Raw genomic sequence first — 14,825 nt, 5'->3', positions numbered from 1 at the left:
GTGCTCACCTCCGGCCAGTTGCTTGCCGACCGCTACCGGCTCGGCAGGCGCATCGCCGTGGGCGGGATGGGCGAGGTCTGGGAGGCGGCGGACACCCGGCTGGACCGCAGGGTCGCGGTAAAGGTGCTCAAGGCGGAGCTGTGCGGGGACGCGGAGTTCCTGCACCGCTTCCGCAGCGAGGCCAGGATGACGGCCTCGCTGAACCACCCCGGCATCGCCTCGGTGCACGACTACGGCGAGACCGCCGCGGTGCCGGACGGTCCCGAGGACACCGCCTATCTGGTGATGGAGCTGGTCGAGGGCGAGCCGCTGGCCACCATCCTCGCCAGGGAGGGCAGGCTGGCCGCCGAGCGCACGCTGGACGTGCTGGAGCAGGCGGGCGAGGCGCTGCAGGCCGCGCACGAGCGCGGGTTCGTGCACCGCGACGTCAAGCCGGGCAACATCCTGGTCACCCCGGCCGGGAAGGTGAAGCTGACCGACTTCGGCATCGCCAAGGCCGCCGACGCCGCGCCGGTGACCCGGTCCGGCATGGTGATGGGCACCGCCCACTACATCGCCCCGGAACAGGCGCTGGGCAGCGAGGCCGAGCCGGCCAGCGACGTGTACTCCCTGGCCGTCGTCGGGTACGAGTGCCTCGCCGGGCACCGGCCGTTCCTCTCCGACAACGCGGTGACCGTCGCGATGATGCACATCCGGGACGTGCCGCCGCCGCTGCCGCCGGACGTGCCGCACCACGCCCGCGCGCTCGTCGAGGCGACCCTGGTGAAGGACCCGTGGCAGCGCTACCGCAGCGGCGGGGAGTTCGCGAGCGCGGTCGCCGCGGTCCGGGCCGGTCTGCCGCTGCCGCCGCCCTCCGGGCTCAGCATGTCCAGCGCCGCGGTGACCCCGGTGACGGGTGTCCCGCTGATGGCGGCGCCGCCGCAACCGCCGCAACCGTCGCCCCAGCACGGGCTGCGGCAACCACCGCAGCAGCACGGCACCCCGATGGGCGGCCAGGCGATGATCTCGCTCGGCCCGGCCCCCGGCGGCTACCCGCCGCCCGGCATGCCCTTGCCGCCTGGCGGGAAACCCCGTCGGGTCGGCCTCTGGTTGCTGATCATCCTGCTCGTGGTCGTGCTGATCGGGCTGAGCGTGTGGCTGCTCGGGCCGTCGTACCCGCGAATGACGCTGGACAGCGCGGCCCAGGGCGGTCACCCGTCGTCCACCACCCACCCCACGCGCGACAACAGATCGCGACCGGGCACTCTGGTATGGCTCGATACCACGGAGTTCGTGGGCCGACCGGCAAGTGAGGCAGTTGCCAATCTGACCCGGTTGGGCTTTGACTCTGTCACCCGAAACGAGTCCGGTAACCAGCCAACCGATTTGAGCCGGTGCACCGTCACTGAGATGGTGCCATCCGGGCAGGTGCGGGTCGGTGACCGAATCACACTCAGTTGTGAATCTGAACCGGGTGGCTAACGCGTGTCGGGGCGAGGACAGACAGTAAGCATGATGAGAACATTCTTGACGAGGAGTGGGACGACGCACCGATGAGCACTCCGCGACTGCTCTCCAACCGCTACGAGCTGGGTGAGACGCTCGGCTACGGCGGCATGTCGGAAGTCCACAAGGGCAAGGACGTCCGCCTCGGCCGCGACGTGGCGATCAAGGTGCTGCGCGCCGACCTCGCCCGCGATCCGCAGTTCCAGATCCGCTTCCGGCGTGAGGCCCAGAACGCCGCGTCCTTGAACCACCCGGCGATCGTCGCCGTGTACGACACCGGCGAGACACAGACCGAGCACGGGCCGCTGCCGTACATCGTCATGGAGTTCGTCGACGGCAAGACACTCCGCGACATCGTGAAGACCGAGGGCCCGCTGCACGGCAGGCGGGCCATGGAGGTCATGGCGGACGTCTGCGCGGCCCTGGACTTCAGCCACCGGCACGGCATCGTGCACCGCGACGTGAAGCCCGCCAACGTGATGATCACCCGTGGCGGCGCCGTCAAGGTGATGGACTTCGGCATCGCGCGGGCGGTCGCGGACGGCCAGGCCGCGGTGACCCAGACCGCGGCGGTCATAGGAACGGCGCAGTACCTCTCCCCGGAGCAGGCCCGCGGTGAGGCCGTCGACGCCCGCAGCGATGTCTACGCCGCGGGTTGCGTGCTCTTCGAGCTGCTCACCGGAGAGCCGCCGTTCACCGGTGACTCCCCCGTTGCCGTGGCCTACCAGCACGTCCGCGAGGAGCCCAAGCCGCCGTCCTCGCTGAACCCGCAGGTGCCGCAGGTGCTCGACGCCATCGTGCTGAAGGCGATGAGCAAGAACCCGGCCAACCGCTACCAGTCCTCGGGTGAGATGCGCGGCGACCTGGTGCGCGTGCTCTCCGGCCAGCGGCCGATGGCGCCCATGGTGATGAGCGAGGACGAGCGCACTGCCATGATGAGCCGGGGTTCGTCGGCCACCGAGGTGCTCAGCGCGGGGCGGCACCGGCCCAGCTCGCTCGCCGACGACGATGACGACGACCGCGACGCCAAGCGGAAGCGGGCCACCAGGATCGCGCTGCTGACCGGCCTGTTCGTCGCAGTGCTCGCGCTCACCGTGTGGATCTCCAGCCTGTTCTTCGGCCAGCCCAGCTCCGACGAGGTCACGATTCCCGGTGACCTCAAGGCCATGGCGCAGGGGCCCGCCGAGACCAAGCTGCGCGACCTCGGACTGAAACCGGTCGTCGACCAGGTCCCGTCCCTGGCCAGCGAGATCGGCAAGGTCATCGACAGCTCGCCCTCTCCCGGCTCGAAGGCCAAGAAGGGCTCGGAGGTCCGCCTGAAGATCGGCAGCGGGCCGGACAAGATCACCGTTCCCTCGCTGCTCGGCAAATCCAGCGCGGAGGCGGAGAGGCTGCTGAAGGATGCCGGGCTCGTCCTCAACCCGACCCAGGACTCCCAGGCGACCGACGACAGCTCCCAGGTCGACAAGGTGGTCAAGCAGTCACCGGAGCCCGGCACCTTCGCGGCCAAGGGCGACCCGGTGAAGATCACCCTCGGCAAGCTCCAGGAGAAGTCGACGGTCGTCGACGTGCGCGGACAGGACGTCGCGACCGCGAAGAAGACCCTCGAGGACCTGAAGTTCCAGGTCGAGGTGAAGCTGGAGAGCTCGGCGGACGACAAGGACAAGGTCATCGACCAGTCCCCGCGCAGCGGCAAGCACCCGCAGGGCACGAAGATCACGCTCACCGTGTCCAAGGGTGACCAGTTCAAGATGCCGAACCTGGAGGGCAAGACGCCCGATCAGGCGGAGAGCCTGTTGCGCGGCACCTACGGCTGGACCGGGCAGCTGAAGAAGACCCCGGTCACCCCGGACAACCCCTGGGACCTCGGCAAGATCCAGGACCAGTCCCCGGCCAGCGGCCAGTCCGTCGGCAAGAACGCCACGATCGACGTCCAGGTCGGCTCGATAGGCACGTCCAGCTCACGCTGACCCCTGATCAGCACAGGGCCCGGTCCACATCGTGGATCGGGCCCTCTTTCGCGTGCCGGATGCTCGTAGTCTGTGGGGCCATGGACGACCATGCCGTGCTGCGGGCCAGGGCGACCGTCGAGCGCTACCTGGAACTGCTCGCCGAAGCGGACGTCGACGGGGTGATCGCCCTGTTCACCGCGGACGGCACCGTCGTCTCCCCGCTGTACGGCACGCTGCCCGCCGCGCGGTTCTACCCGAAGCTGGTCGCCGACACCCAGCGCTCGGAGATCGTGCAGGAGGACCTGTTCGTCTCCGTGCACGACCCGCGCCGCGTCGCCGTGCAGTTCCGCTTCGGCTGGACGATGAGCGACGGCACGAAGACGAGCTTCGACTGCGTCGACGCGATCGAGCTGGACGACGTCGGCCGGATCGTGCAGCTGCGGATTATCTACGACACGCACCCGCTGCGGGCGGCGTGGGCGGCGATCCGCAGCACAACGTGAACCAGCTTGGGTTCACGTGAAACATGATCAGACCGGCGCGGCCGACGCGGCGAGCGCGCGCATGCCCGCCTCCAGCTCGCGGACCCTGGTCTCCTCGACGGGGTGACCGCTGCCCGCCATCCAGTTCGCCAGCATCCGGTGTCCGCCCTCGGTGAGCACGGACTCCGGGTGGAACTGCACGCCGTGCAGCGGGAGCTCGCGGTGGCGCATGGACATCACGATGCCGGACTCCGTGCGACCGGTGACCTCGAACTCGCCCGGAATGGTGTCCTCGCGAACGGTCAGCGAGTGGTACCGGGTCGCGGTGAACGGGTTGGGCAGGCCTTCGAGAACTCCCACGTTGTCGTGCAGCACCTGACTGGTCTTGCCGTGCAGCAGTTCCGGCGCGCGCTCCACGGTGGCTCCCCACACCGCTCCGAGTGCCTGGTGGCCGAGGCAGACGCCGAGCATCGGCAACCGCTCCGCAGCACAGCGCCGGATCACCTCCATGCTGGCGCCCGCCCGCTCCGGGGTGCCGGGGCCGGGGCTGACCAGGACCCCGTCGTAGTCGGTGATCCGGTCCAGCTCGACCGCGTCATTGCGCCGGACCTCGCACTCGGCGCCGAGCTGGGCCAGGTACTGCACCAGGTTGTAGACGAAGCTGTCGTAGTTGTCGACGACCAGAACGCGCACGGGGAACCACCCTCATCCAGTGGTGACTTGGTTGAACGGAAGCCTCGGTTCGATCCAGGGGAACACCACGAACAGCAGCAGCGCGACCACCGCGGAGATCAGCAACAGCGCCTCGAAGATCCGCACCGGAAGCGGTCCGGGCAGGTGGCGCCAGATCCAGCCGTACATCAGCTCTCCTGCAACTCGGCCGGCAGTTCGCCGGGCTTCGTCGAGTCCTTCTTGTACTGGTGGGTCAGCACGCCGTGCACGATCAGCCGCTGCCGCGCGGAGAACCGCGGGTGGCAGGTGGTGAGCGTGATCAGCGAAGCCTGCTGACCCGCGGGCACCTGGGCGTCCGGCCGGTTCGGCACCGCCGCGATGACGGCGCTCTGGCTGGGCAGCACGATCTCCTGGCCCACCGTCTTGCCGTAGACGCCACCGTCTGCGGCGTTGGTGCGCAACGTCCCGACGCGCTGGCACTTCGGGTCGGCGGCCTTGGTCTTGTCCCAGTCCTTGATCTGGTTGGCCTTCGGCAGCATCCGGTAGACGAACCAGCTGTCCGAGGTCTCGACCACGATGGCGTCGCACGGGTCGAGCAGGTCGAGGTCGTTGAACGGGGCGCCCTTGCCGACCCGGTGCCCGGCGACCGCGAAGTTGCCCGGCTGCCCGGGGAAGGCCGTGTTCTTGTAGTGGCCAGGGCCGACCTCGAGGATCTTGTCGGTGGTGCCCTCGAGCACGGTGTAGACGTAGTCCGAGCCGAACTTGGGAATCCGGATCTTCGCGAAGCCCTCGCCGTCGCCGACCTGGAACTGGGTCTTCCGCTGCGGGTCGTCCTGTCCCTTCCACCGGTCGTCGAGTGCGACCGTGGCGTCGGACTGCTTGCCGGCGGAGAGCCAGTCGGTGACGTAGACCTCGTAGAAGACGAACAGCAGCACCACGAGGCCCGCAGTGATCAACAGCTCGCCGATGGACCGCACGACGACGCGTCCGGTCTCCCTCGGTTGGTCCTCGGGGGGCTTGGCAGGCGGCTCCTCGGCCTCGATGGCCGCGATGACGTCCTCCGGCGGCTGCTCGACCTCCGTGGTCTCTTCGTCGACCACGCGCGGGATGTGCTGCGTCGGCAGGTCGTCCGGCCGCGGGCGCGCGAGACGGGGCGGGGGCGGCGGGGTCGCCTGGACGCGCGGGATCGGCTGGGTCGGCGGTTCCTCCGGCTCCGGCGCGCGCAGGGGTCGCGGCGGCCGCGGTCCCGGCGACGGCGGGTTCTGCCGCGGTGGCGGACCCGGCGGCCGTCCGACCGGCGGAGGGGGCTGCGGGCGCGCGGGCGGGGGCCCCTGGGGAATGGGGGTGCCCGGCGGCGGGGTCTGGTCGCGCTGGTAGCGCGGTACCGGCCGCTGCCCGGGGGGCGGGGTCGAACTCACCGCGGCACCTCCTGCGCCTTGTCCAGTCGCAACGGCCCGGTGTATCCAGGCATCCTGATCGCCTCACTCGCCGATACGCGGTAACCGAGCCCGTATACCTGGGCGTACTGACGGAACAGTCGCACTCCGGGTTCCGCCTCCAGTGCCGCGCTCATCCGTTCCGTGTCCCCGATCGCTTGTATGACGTAAGGCGGAGAGTACGTGCGTCCGTGCAGGAGCAGTGTGTTGCCGATGCACCTCACAGCGGATGTGCTCACCAATCGCTGGTCGGCGACGGAGACCGCCTCCGCTCCCCCGGCCCACAGCGCGTTGAGCACGCTCTGCACGTCCACCTGGTGCACGACGAGCGAGTCGGGATCGACGTCCTTCGGGTAACGCCCGTCCGGTCCGCGCGGGGCGTCGGTCAGCCGCACCTCGACGCCGGGGCCGGTCACCGGGGTCAGGCCGACCCGGGCACCGAGCCGGTCCGCAGTCCTGCGCGCTTCGGAGATGCGTTGGTCCGAGCCTTCCTGGGCGACGCCGAGGCGCTCCAGTTCCGCGCGCAGAGCGGCCAGTCGCTGCTGCGCTTCGCCGACCTCGGATTCGGCCTCTCGGACCACTCCGGAAAGTTCCGTCGTTCGGCCGCCGCGCAGGTCGTACCCGTCCGCCGCGTTCCGGCTGACCGCGAACAGCAGGCCGGTGACCAGGCACACCGCGGGCACGGCGAACCGCCAGCCGTCGAGCCTGCGCACCCGGCCCTCCCGTTCCATCGGCTGCGGTGACCACAGAGGTAGTTCGCGAACCCAGGCGGTTACGTTAACGTGTTCACCGGGTCGGGGCCGGATTTTGCGGACCCCGGAAACGCCCGGTAACCGGCCGGTCGAGGAGCACGCGAGGACGAGCATGCCTAAGTCCAAAGTCCGCAAGAAGGACGTCTACACCGCACCACCGGACCGACGGACGCCGGTGAAGGTGCGGGGCGCAGGCCCGTCGCACCCGGTCTACATCGTGGTGATGCTGGGCATGATGCTGCTCGGCCTTGCCTGGCTGGTGGTGAACTACCTCGCTGGGCAGGACATCCCGGTGATGCAGGACCTCGGCCCGTGGAACTTCGCCGTCGGCTTCGCCCTGATGATCACCGGCCTGCTGATGACGATGCGCTGGCGCTGAATCGGCACGCACGCCGAGAAGTGGCTGCAGAACGGCCCGGACGCCCTGGTGTCCGGGCCGTTCGCGTTCCCCGGTCCGGAACGACACAGCTGTAAGTTCATCCCCACTGGGGACAACTGCTGTGGATAACTCGCCGGAGTGTCCACTGGATAGCCGGTCTCGGTCGGTCCCGAGGCACTAGATGATGTGGTTGACGGGCCCGCAACACGAACTCTGGGAGACGGTCGGATGAACGACGGAAGCGCCGCCGGAGTCCGGCACTGGTCCCCGGCCGCCGCGCTGGTCGGTGGCGGCTGGCTCCTCTCCGCAGGCGCTCTGACCTGGGTTTTCTTTGCTCGCGATACCCCGACGCAGGTCTTCGCGACGGTCGCGACCGCGATGCTCGGCTTCGCGGCCCTGTACGGCACCGTGGCCCGACCGAGGCTGACCGCGGACACCCGGGGCATCACCGTGCGCGGTCTGGCCGGCGCCCGCTCCTGGACCTGGGCCGAACTCACCCCGCGGCTGCACAGCTCGCGGCGGTTCGGCAGGACCACCACCGTCCTGGAGATCGACGTCCGGACGCACGACGGCGCCGAGACCCTGCTGGTGTTCACCAGGCTGGACCTCGGCGCCGATCCGGACGACGTCGCGGCTGAGCTGACCGGGCTAGCCGCCCAGTAGCAGCGCCTGCAGTTCGTTGTAGCGGTAGAACGTGAGGCCGGCGAGGACCACGGCGGTCGCCACGAACGCCCCGAGCTGCCACATCCCGCGCTGCTTGGCAGGCGCGTAGAGCATCGCCGCCATGAGCGCGGCGCCGACCACGAAGCCGCCTGCGTGGGCGAGGAAGGAAATGTTCGGCACGCTGAAGGTGATCGCCACGTTCAGCGCGATCACGCCGAGCACCGGCCCGATGTTGAGCTTGAGCTTGAGCACGGCCACCAGCAGCCCGCCGAGCAGACCGTAGATCGCCCCGGAGGCACCGACCGCGGCGGTCATCGGCTCGTCGAAGAGCATGATCGCCACCGAACCGCCGAGCAGCGACAGCACGTAGCTGGCGATGAAACGACCCCGCCCGAGCAGCAGCTCGAGGTCCCGGCCGAGGAACCACAGCGCCAGCATGTTCACGCCGAGGTGCGCGATGCCGTCGTGCAGGAACCCGTTGGTGACCAGCCGCCACCACTCACCGGTGGCGACCAGGATCGGCCGCATGAACCAGTCGAGGAACAGGTCGGAGCCGTCGTAGTTGGTCATGATGCTGCGCGACTGGATCGCGGTGATCACGAAGACCAGCACGTTCAGCGCGATCAGCACCGGCGCCACGATCGGCTTGCTGACCAGTTCGGCACCGGCGACCGTCACCGGTCGGCGGACGTGCCGGTTGCCCTCGCGGACGCAGTCGACGCACTGGTAGCCGACCGCGGCCTCGCGCAGGCACTCCGGGCAGGCGGGCCGTTCGCACCGGGTGCAGCGGAGACCGGTCGGCCGGTCGGGGTGCCGCACGCACCCGGGCAGCGCGGGGCTGCCCGCGTCCGGCCCCGGAGAGGGAGACGGTGGAACCGTCATGCCGGTCCGCTCAGCCCTGGGTGATCTCGACGTCGACCCTTTCGAGGACCACGTCGGTCAGCGGCTTGTCGTTCTGGTCGGTCGGGACCTTGGCGATCGCGTCGACCACGGCGCGCGAGTCGGCGTCGGCCACCTCACCGAAGATGGTGTGCTTGAAGTTCAGCCAGGTGGTCGGGCCGACGGTGATGAAGAACTGGGAGCCGTTGGTGTTCGGCCCTGCGTTGGCCATCGCCAGCAGGTAGGGCTTGCTGAACGCCAGCTCCGGGTGGAACTCGTCGGCGAAGCGGTAGCCGGGGCCGCCGCGGCCGGTGCCGGTCGGGTCGCCCGCCTGCAGCATGAAGCCGTCGATCACGCGGTGGAAGATCGAGCCGTCGTAGAACGGGCCGGTCCGCTCACCCTTGGCGTTGTTCTCCTTGTACTCCTTCGTGCCCTGCGCGAGCCCGACGAAGTTGCTGACCGTCTTCGGCGCGTGGTTCGAGAAGAGGTTCAGCCGGATATCGCCGTGCGAGGTGTGCAGGGTGACCTTCACGGTCTTCCCCACGAGGGATTCGTTGCTCTCAGCCACCACGCCATCGTGCCATCCACGGCGGGTTCGCGTGAGAAGGGGCAGGATTGGGTATGGCTGTCCACAGGCGTGTCTTGGAGGAGTGCCATGGACGAGGTGAAGACCATGTCCCAGGCCGGCGAGAAGGTCGGCAGGGCGATGGGAACCGGCCTGAAGGCGGCGCGCGTGCGCACGGAGAAGGCCGCTGAGCAGGGAATCAAGGCATCTAAGCGTGCGTTGGCGAAGGCGGAGAAGAAGTTGGCTAAGCGCGGACTGACCCCCGAGAAGATCCAGGCCAGCGTCACGGACACGGCGGAGGAGCTGGGCAAGCGCGGCAGGAAGGCCCGCAAGCAGCTCGCCAAGCGGAGCAAGGCCGCGCGCAAGGAGTTCAAGCAGGCCCGCAAGGAGCTGCACAAGAACACCAAGGCGGCCTACAAGGACCTCGCTGCCAAGTTCGCGAAGGAGCAGCCGAAGAAGCGCCGCCGGTGGCCGGTGGTGCTGATCCTCCTCGGCGGTATCGGTGCCGCGGTGGCCACGGTGCTGTCCAAGCGCCCGGAGCAGGTCTCCCTCCATGAGGTCGACGACCAGCCCCAGACGCCGCAGCAGCGCACGAGCAGCGACAACGGCAAGCACACCGCCCAGCCGGCTCACAGCAAGACCGGCGCGAACAACACCGGCGACAAGAGCTAGCCACCCGAACACCAGCAGTCCACGGGTCACCGCTCAGGCGGTTTCCCGTGGGCTGCTGCTATTTCACGGCCTCGATCGCTTTCTCCACGGCCCGCTTCGGCGCGATGGTCCGCTTCTGGTTGGACACGGCCGCGACGGCGGTCCCGCCCTTGGCCACCGCGAACACCGCGCCCTTGTCAGTGGGCTGGGCCCCGCCCTTCCACCCGCCGTCCAGCGTCACCGGCGAGGAGGTCGCCACCGGCGCCACCGCGTCCACCAGCGCCTTGGCCTCGGCCTCGGTCCCCGTGAAGATCCGCACCCGCAACTGCTCTTCCCCGTTGGGCCGGAAGAAGAAGCAGACGGGCCGCTCCCCCTCACCCCCGAGCTTGATCTTCCCCACCTGCTGCCCGTTGAACTGAGCCACATCCGCCGCACTCAGATACGGACACTTCCCCTCACTCCCCACCTCCGGCCACCCCGGCGCCCCCACAGCCCCCGAAGAAGCAGAGGAAGCAGCCGCCGCAGAACTCGACGGCGCAGGCTCTCCCCCACCCCCAGTGGAACAGCCACCGATAACCAGCACCAGGAGGGCCACACCAACGATCCGCCTCATGGACCGCAGTCAACCAGAACGCCCAACCAACAGAACGATGCTGGTAGAAGCCAGCCAGCGACGGCGAAGCCAAGCGAAACAACGCTGGTTCAGAAGAAGCCCGCACCGTGGGGGCTTGGGGGGCTCGGCCCCCCAACATGATGACGAGCGACCCGGCGAAGGTGCGAAGCACCTGAGCAGGATCGCCCAGAGCGAGTGGAGACAAGGGGAATCGAACCCCTAACCCCCGCCTTGCAAAGGCGGTGCTCTGCCAATTGAGCTATGTCCCCGAGCGGACATGTGCCCCGGTGGCCAGAAGGCCACCGGGGCTACAGGTCCTCAACGAGCGGCTGGCGCTCGTCGCGAGATCAGTTCTCGGTCGGCGCGGTGGCCTCGCGCCACAGGTCCGCCTCGGCCTTCGCCGAGCGGTTGCGCTTCACGAAGAACAGCACGGCGCCTGCCACAGCAGCAAGTGCGAGCAACTTCTTCACGTCCGGTCGCCTCCTTAGCGGCGCAATGATCCCGGGTGCCCCCAAGACAGGAACTTGCAGTGGGCCTAGGAGGACTTGAACCTCCGACCTCTTCATTATCAGTGAAGCGCTCTAACCGAGCTGAGCTATAGGCCCTTGCGATGGAACAGACACTACCCGATGTGCTGGCCCCGGCCCAAACCGGGGCCAGCTTCGGAGCAAAATCCCTAGTCACGCTCGGAAAGCGTGACCTCGACGCCGCCGGCGAGCTCGGCGGAGACGTTGTAGACGAACGCGCTGACCGTGGCCATCGCGGTGAACAGGATGATGTTGATGGCGCCCACGATCGCCGAGACGCCGAACACGCGGCCAACGCTGATCAACGGCTCCGCGTTGGCACCGTCGGCGGTCTGCACCAGGTCCTTGTAGGTGCCGTTGAGCTTGTCCCAGACGCTCATGCCGTGCAGCACGCCGTAGAGAACGCCCACGGCGACCATCCAGACGAAGAACAGCGCGACGGACAGCACCAGGGCCAGCTTCAGCACCGACCACGGGTCGATCCGCTTGACCTGGAGGCTGGCCCGGCGCGGGCCCCGGCCGGTGCGGCGGGCGCTGGGCGCGGCAGCCGTGGCCGCCGAGGCAGCAGCCGTCGCCGCGGCCGGACGACCGCCCGCTGTGGGGAATGTCACCGTGGTGCGTCCGCTGACCGAGTCGTCGCTCAGCCCGGCGAACATCGGCTGCTCGGTGTGCTGCGTCGGCTCGTCGTGGAACTCCTGCGAGTCACCGAAATCCCTCGACTGCTCGGGCGGCCGCCCGAGGCCGGGCGGCTGCTGCGTCGTCGAGGCCGGCGTCGGTGGCGGCGGGGCCGTGCCCTGTCCGGACACGGTGACCCGCTGCCACGGCGGAGGGGCCGAACCGAGCGCGATGTGCTCGGTCTTGGCGTCGATCTGGGGACCAGCACCGTCGCCCTTGGCGGGCTTGGCCACCTTCTGGGTGGCCTCGTCGGCCCCGCTGTCCTCAGCCCGTGCGGTCTCCTGCGGAGCCTGCTGTTCGCCGTCGCCCGCGTCGACCTGTTCGGTGTTCTCCGCGGGTTCGGCGCCCCCGTCCGCTCCAGGCTTGGTGATCAGCGAGGTCCGGTCGCCGGACTTCGCTGCCTGGTCGTCGGAGCGGTCGGGGTTCTGGGGTGAAGTCATCACGGTCCTTTGCCGATGGTGCTGTCCATCCAGCTAGACGCGTACGGCCGCCTAGTTGTTGCCTTCCTCGGTGTGATCGCTCACGTCGGTGTCGGCGACGCTGTCGACCACGGCCTCGATGCCGGGACCGTCGCTGGCCTCGGTGCCGGGCTCGGGTTCATTGTCGTCAGCATTGCGCGCGACCGCGACCAGAGTGGTCTTGTCGCCCAGGTTCATCAGGCGCACCCCCTTGGTCTGCCTGCCCGCCTTGCGGACCTCGGCCGCACTCGTCCGGATGACCCCGCCGCTCGAGGTGATCGCGTAGAGCTCGTCGTCGACGTCCACGATCAACGCACCGACCAGCCTGCCACGCCGCCGGTCGTGCTGGATGGTCAGCACGCCCTTCCCGCCGCGGCCCTGGATCGGGTAGTCCGCGAGCGGCGTCCGCTTGGCGTACCCGCCGTCGGTCGCGACGAGCACGAACTTGTCGTCGGCGACGACGCCCATCGCCAGCAGCTCGTCGCCGTCGTTGAAGCGCATGCCGAGCACGCCGGAGGTCGCCCGGCCCATCGGCCGCAGCGCCTCGTCGCTGGCGTGGAAGCGGATGGACTGGCCGTCGGCGGAGACCAGGAGCAGGTCGTCCTCCGCGGAGCAGAGCACCGCGCCGACCAGTTCGTCACCCTCGCGGAGGTTGATGCCGATGAGGCCGCCACTGCGGTTGGAGTCGAAATCGGCCAGCCTGGACTTCTTGACCAGACCGCCCTTCGTGGCGAGCACGAGGTACGGCGCGGCGTTGTAGTCCTTGATGTGGATGACCTGGGCGATGTGCTCGTCCGGCTGGAAGGCCAGCAGGTTCGCCACGTGCTGGCCGCGGGCGGTGCGGTTGGCCTCCGGCAGCTCGTAGGCCTTGGCCCGGTAGACCCGGCCCTGGTTGGTGAAGAACAGGATCCAGTCGTGGGTGGAGCACACGAAGAAGTGCGCCACGATGTCGTCCTGCTTGAGCTGCGCGCCCTGGACGCCCTTGCCGCCGCGCTTCTGGGCGCGGTACAGGTCGGTCTTGGTGCGCTTGGCGTAGCCGGTCCTGGTGATCGTGGTGACGACGTCCTCCTCCGCGATCAGGTCCTCCATCGACATGTCGCCGTCGAAGGGGATGATCTTGGTGCGGCGGTCGTCGCCGTGCTTGTCCACGATCGCCATCAGCTCGTCGCGGACGATGCCGCGCTGCCGCTCCGGCTTGGCGAGGATGTCCTTGAGGTCGGCGATCTCGATCTCGATCTCGGCCAGCTGGTCGACGATCTTCTGCCGCTCCAGTGCGGCGAGGCGGCGCAGCTGCATCTCCAGGATCGCGTTGGCCTGGATCTCGTCGACGCCGAGCAGCTCGATCAGGCCGGTGCGCGCCGTCTCGGGGGTGTCGGACCGCCGGATCAGCGCGATGACCTCGTCCAGCATGTCCAGCGCCTTGACCAGGCCGCGCCAGATGTGCGCGCGCTCCTCGGCCTTGCGCAGGCGGTACTTGGTCCGCCGGACGATGACCTCGACCTGGTGCTTCACGTAGTGCCGGATCATCTGGTCCAGCCGCAGCGTGCGCGGCACGCCGTCGACCAGCGCCAGCATGTTCACGCCGAAGGAGTACTGCAGCTGGGTGTGCTTGTAGAGGTTGTTCAGCACCACCTTGGCGACCGCGTCGCGCTTGATGGTGATGACGATCCGCATGCCGCGCCTGCTGTTGGACTCGTCGGCGATGTTGGCGATGCCGGTGAGCTTGCCGTCGCGGACCAGGTTCGCGATGTTCTCGACCAGGTTGTCCGGGTTGACCTGGTACGGCAGCTCGGTGACGACCAGGATCGTGCGGCCCTTGGCGTCCTCGTCGATGTCGACGACGGAGCGCATCCGGACCGAGCCGCGGCCGGTGCGGTAGGCCTCCTCGATGCCGGAGGTGCCCAGGATCTGCGCGGCGGTCGGGAAGTCCGGCCCCTTGATCCGCTGCAGCATCGCGGCCAGGGTCTCGTCTTCGCCGGCTTCCCAGTTCTCCAGCGCCCAGACCACGCCGTCGGCGACCTCGCGCAGGTTGTGCGGCGGGATGTTGGTCGCCATGCCGACCGCGATGCCCGCGGAACCGTTGATCAGCAGGTTCGGGATGCGGGAGGGCAGGACGTCGGGTTCCTGGGTGCGGCCGTCGTAGTTCGGCCGGAAGTCGACGGTGTCCTCGTCGATGTCGGCGAGCATGTGCATGGCCAGCGGCGCGAGCCGGGACTCGGTGTACCGCATGGCGGCCGCGGGGTCGTTGCCCGAGGAACCGAAGTTGCCCTGGCCGTCGACCAGCGGGTAGCGCAGCGCCCACGGCTGGGCCAGCCGCACCAGGGTGTCGTAGATCGAGGCGTCACCGTGCGGGTGGTAGTTGCCCATGACGTCGCCGACGACGCGGGAGCACTTGTTGTAGCCGCGGTCCGGGCGGAAGCCCGAGTCGAACATCGAGTAGAGCACGCGGCGGTGCACCGGCTTGAGGCCGTCCCGCACGTCCGGCAGCGCTCGACCGACGATGACGCTCATCGCGTAGTTGATGTAGGAGTTCTGCATCTCCTGCTGGATGTCGACCGGCTCGGTGCGGTCGTGCTCCGGCGGAAGCGTCGTATCCGTCATTGCAGTCCTTCTCGTGCTTCAGCGATCGGGCCGGG

General features: G+C 69.0%; 16 protein-coding genes and 2 tRNA genes. 6 read left to right on the top strand and 12 right to left on the bottom strand.

Translation table 11 applies throughout. From position 1 onward, the window contains the following. The 3 genes from BLT28_RS28480 (at window position 1) to BLT28_RS28470 (ending at window position 3,940) form a co-directional block, all read left to right on the top strand. Window positions 1-1,461: a serine/threonine-protein kinase gene (locus tag BLT28_RS28480; RefSeq protein WP_030427906.1), complete on the top strand. Its 1,461-nt coding sequence runs from the start codon at window positions 1-3 to the stop codon at window positions 1,459-1,461. A 71-nt stretch (window positions 1,462-1,532) separates the two neighbouring features. Beyond that, window positions 1,533-3,455, top strand: coding sequence for a Stk1 family PASTA domain-containing Ser/Thr kinase (gene pknB / locus BLT28_RS28475; RefSeq protein ID WP_030427905.1), 1,923 nt, complete (start codon window positions 1,533-1,535; stop codon window positions 3,453-3,455). Window positions 3,456-3,535: 80 nt separating this feature from the next. Continuing rightward, window positions 3,536-3,940: a nuclear transport factor 2 family protein gene (locus tag BLT28_RS28470; RefSeq protein ID WP_030427904.1), complete on the top strand. Its 405-nt coding sequence runs from the start codon at window positions 3,536-3,538 to the stop codon at window positions 3,938-3,940. Between the two features lie 27 nt (window positions 3,941-3,967). On the opposite strand, the gene BLT28_RS28465 is transcribed toward BLT28_RS28470, so the two are convergent. The 4 genes from BLT28_RS28465 to BLT28_RS28455 are packed head-to-tail and all read right to left on the bottom strand — an operon-like array spanning window position 3,968 to window position 6,740. Beyond that, window positions 3,968-4,612 carry an aminodeoxychorismate/anthranilate synthase component II gene (locus tag BLT28_RS28465; protein ID WP_030427903.1) on the bottom strand — a complete coding sequence of 215 codons (645 nt, stop codon included), beginning with the start codon at window positions 4,610-4,612 and terminating at the stop codon, window positions 3,968-3,970. 12 nt (window positions 4,613-4,624) lie between these two features. Further along, entirely contained in the window at window positions 4,625-4,780 is a 156-nt protein-coding gene (locus BLT28_RS41095) for a hypothetical protein (protein WP_169748560.1), read from the bottom strand. After that, the gene (locus BLT28_RS28460; RefSeq protein ID WP_269459607.1) at window positions 4,780-6,009 is read right to left on the bottom strand and encodes a class E sortase; all 1,230 of its coding nucleotides are present in this window, start codon (window positions 6,007-6,009) and stop codon (window positions 4,780-4,782) included. The genes BLT28_RS41095 and BLT28_RS28460 overlap by 1 nt, the downstream gene beginning before the upstream one ends. Continuing rightward, complete coding sequence (locus BLT28_RS28455; RefSeq protein WP_030427901.1) at window positions 6,006-6,740, bottom strand: DUF881 domain-containing protein; 735 nt, start codon at window positions 6,738-6,740, stop codon at window positions 6,006-6,008. The genes BLT28_RS28460 and BLT28_RS28455 overlap by 4 nt, the downstream gene beginning before the upstream one ends. 151 nt (window positions 6,741-6,891) lie before the next feature. On the opposite strand from BLT28_RS28455, the gene crgA reads away from it, so the two are divergent. Beyond that, window positions 6,892-7,158: a cell division protein CrgA gene (crgA, locus tag BLT28_RS28450; RefSeq protein WP_030427900.1), complete on the top strand. Its 267-nt coding sequence runs from the start codon at window positions 6,892-6,894 to the stop codon at window positions 7,156-7,158. 228 nt (window positions 7,159-7,386) lie between these two features. Beyond that, entirely contained in the window at window positions 7,387-7,821 is a 435-nt protein-coding gene (locus BLT28_RS28445; protein WP_030427899.1) for a PH domain-containing protein, read from the top strand. Here the strand turns inward: BLT28_RS28445 and BLT28_RS28440 are convergent. Then, complete coding sequence (locus BLT28_RS28440; RefSeq protein WP_030427898.1) at window positions 7,807-8,703, bottom strand: rhomboid family intramembrane serine protease; 897 nt, start codon at window positions 8,701-8,703, stop codon at window positions 7,807-7,809. The two genes, BLT28_RS28445 and BLT28_RS28440, sit on opposite strands and share 15 nt — an antisense overlap. A gap of 10 nt (window positions 8,704-8,713) precedes the next feature. Then, the gene (locus BLT28_RS42190; protein ID WP_030427897.1) at window positions 8,714-9,268 is read right to left on the bottom strand and encodes a peptidylprolyl isomerase; all 555 of its coding nucleotides are present in this window, start codon (window positions 9,266-9,268) and stop codon (window positions 8,714-8,716) included. An 87-nt stretch (window positions 9,269-9,355) separates the two neighbouring features. On the opposite strand from BLT28_RS42190, the gene BLT28_RS42185 reads away from it, so the two are divergent. Beyond that, the gene (locus BLT28_RS42185; RefSeq protein WP_052406974.1) at window positions 9,356-9,937 is read left to right on the top strand and encodes a hypothetical protein; all 582 of its coding nucleotides are present in this window, start codon (window positions 9,356-9,358) and stop codon (window positions 9,935-9,937) included. Window positions 9,938-9,995: 58 nt separating this feature from the next. Here BLT28_RS42185 and BLT28_RS42605 read toward each other — a convergent pair whose 3' ends face one another. The 6 genes from BLT28_RS42605 to gyrA all read right to left on the bottom strand — a co-directional run bounded on the left by BLT28_RS42605 (window position 9,996) and on the right by gyrA (window position 14,790). Beyond that, a complete protein-coding gene (locus BLT28_RS42605) occupies window positions 9,996-10,529 on the bottom strand; it encodes a DUF2020 domain-containing protein (protein WP_030427895.1) in 534 nt (177 codons plus the stop codon). A 196-nt stretch (window positions 10,530-10,725) separates the two neighbouring features. Then, window positions 10,726-10,798 (bottom strand) — tRNA-Ala (locus BLT28_RS28420). Between the two features lie 78 nt (window positions 10,799-10,876). Further along, window positions 10,877-10,999 (bottom strand): DLW-39 family protein, encoded by a 123-nt coding sequence (locus BLT28_RS42180; protein WP_210407818.1) that lies wholly within the window; start codon window positions 10,997-10,999, stop codon window positions 10,877-10,879. Window positions 11,000-11,059: 60 nt separating this feature from the next. Continuing rightward, a tRNA-Ile gene (locus BLT28_RS28415) sits at window positions 11,060-11,134 on the bottom strand. 71 nt (window positions 11,135-11,205) lie between these two features. Then, complete coding sequence (locus tag BLT28_RS42920) at window positions 11,206-12,102, bottom strand: DUF3566 domain-containing protein (RefSeq protein ID WP_407638829.1); 897 nt, start codon at window positions 12,100-12,102, stop codon at window positions 11,206-11,208. Window positions 12,103-12,222: 120 nt separating this feature from the next. Continuing rightward, the gene (gene gyrA / locus BLT28_RS28405) at window positions 12,223-14,790 is read right to left on the bottom strand and encodes a DNA gyrase subunit A (RefSeq protein ID WP_030427893.1); all 2,568 of its coding nucleotides are present in this window, start codon (window positions 14,788-14,790) and stop codon (window positions 12,223-12,225) included. Between the last annotated feature and the right edge of the window lie 35 nt (window positions 14,791-14,825).

Origin of the sequence: Allokutzneria albata (assembly GCF_900103775.1) — a bacterium.
GTDB classification, from domain to species: Bacteria; Actinomycetota; Actinomycetes; order Mycobacteriales; family Pseudonocardiaceae; genus Allokutzneria; species Allokutzneria albata.
This window is presented reverse-complemented; position numbering and strand designations above follow the sequence as displayed.

What these genes read in the sequence shown, in the direction of transcription:
- BLT28_RS42605 (WP_030427895.1), bottom strand. Translation starts at nt 10,529, where the DNA reads ATGAGGCGGATCGTTGGTGTGGCCCTCCTGGTGCTGGTTATCGGTGGC.
- BLT28_RS28470 (WP_030427904.1), top strand. Translation starts at nt 3,536, where the DNA reads ATGGACGACCATGCCGTGCTGCGGGCCAGGGCGACCGTCGAGCGCTAC.
- BLT28_RS28445 (WP_030427899.1), top strand. Translation starts at nt 7,387, where the DNA reads ATGAACGACGGAAGCGCCGCCGGAGTCCGGCACTGGTCCCCGGCCGCC.
- pknB (WP_030427905.1), top strand. Translation starts at nt 1,533, where the DNA reads ATGAGCACTCCGCGACTGCTCTCCAACCGCTACGAGCTGGGTGAGACG.
- crgA (WP_030427900.1), top strand. Translation starts at nt 6,892, where the DNA reads ATGCCTAAGTCCAAAGTCCGCAAGAAGGACGTCTACACCGCACCACCG.
- BLT28_RS41095 (WP_169748560.1), bottom strand. Translation starts at nt 4,780, where the DNA reads ATGTACGGCTGGATCTGGCGCCACCTGCCCGGACCGCTTCCGGTGCGG.
- gyrA (WP_030427893.1), bottom strand. Translation starts at nt 14,790, where the DNA reads ATGACGGATACGACGCTTCCGCCGGAGCACGACCGCACCGAGCCGGTC.
- BLT28_RS28440 (WP_030427898.1), bottom strand. Translation starts at nt 8,703, where the DNA reads ATGACGGTTCCACCGTCTCCCTCTCCGGGGCCGGACGCGGGCAGCCCC.
- BLT28_RS42185 (WP_052406974.1), top strand. Translation starts at nt 9,356, where the DNA reads ATGGACGAGGTGAAGACCATGTCCCAGGCCGGCGAGAAGGTCGGCAGG.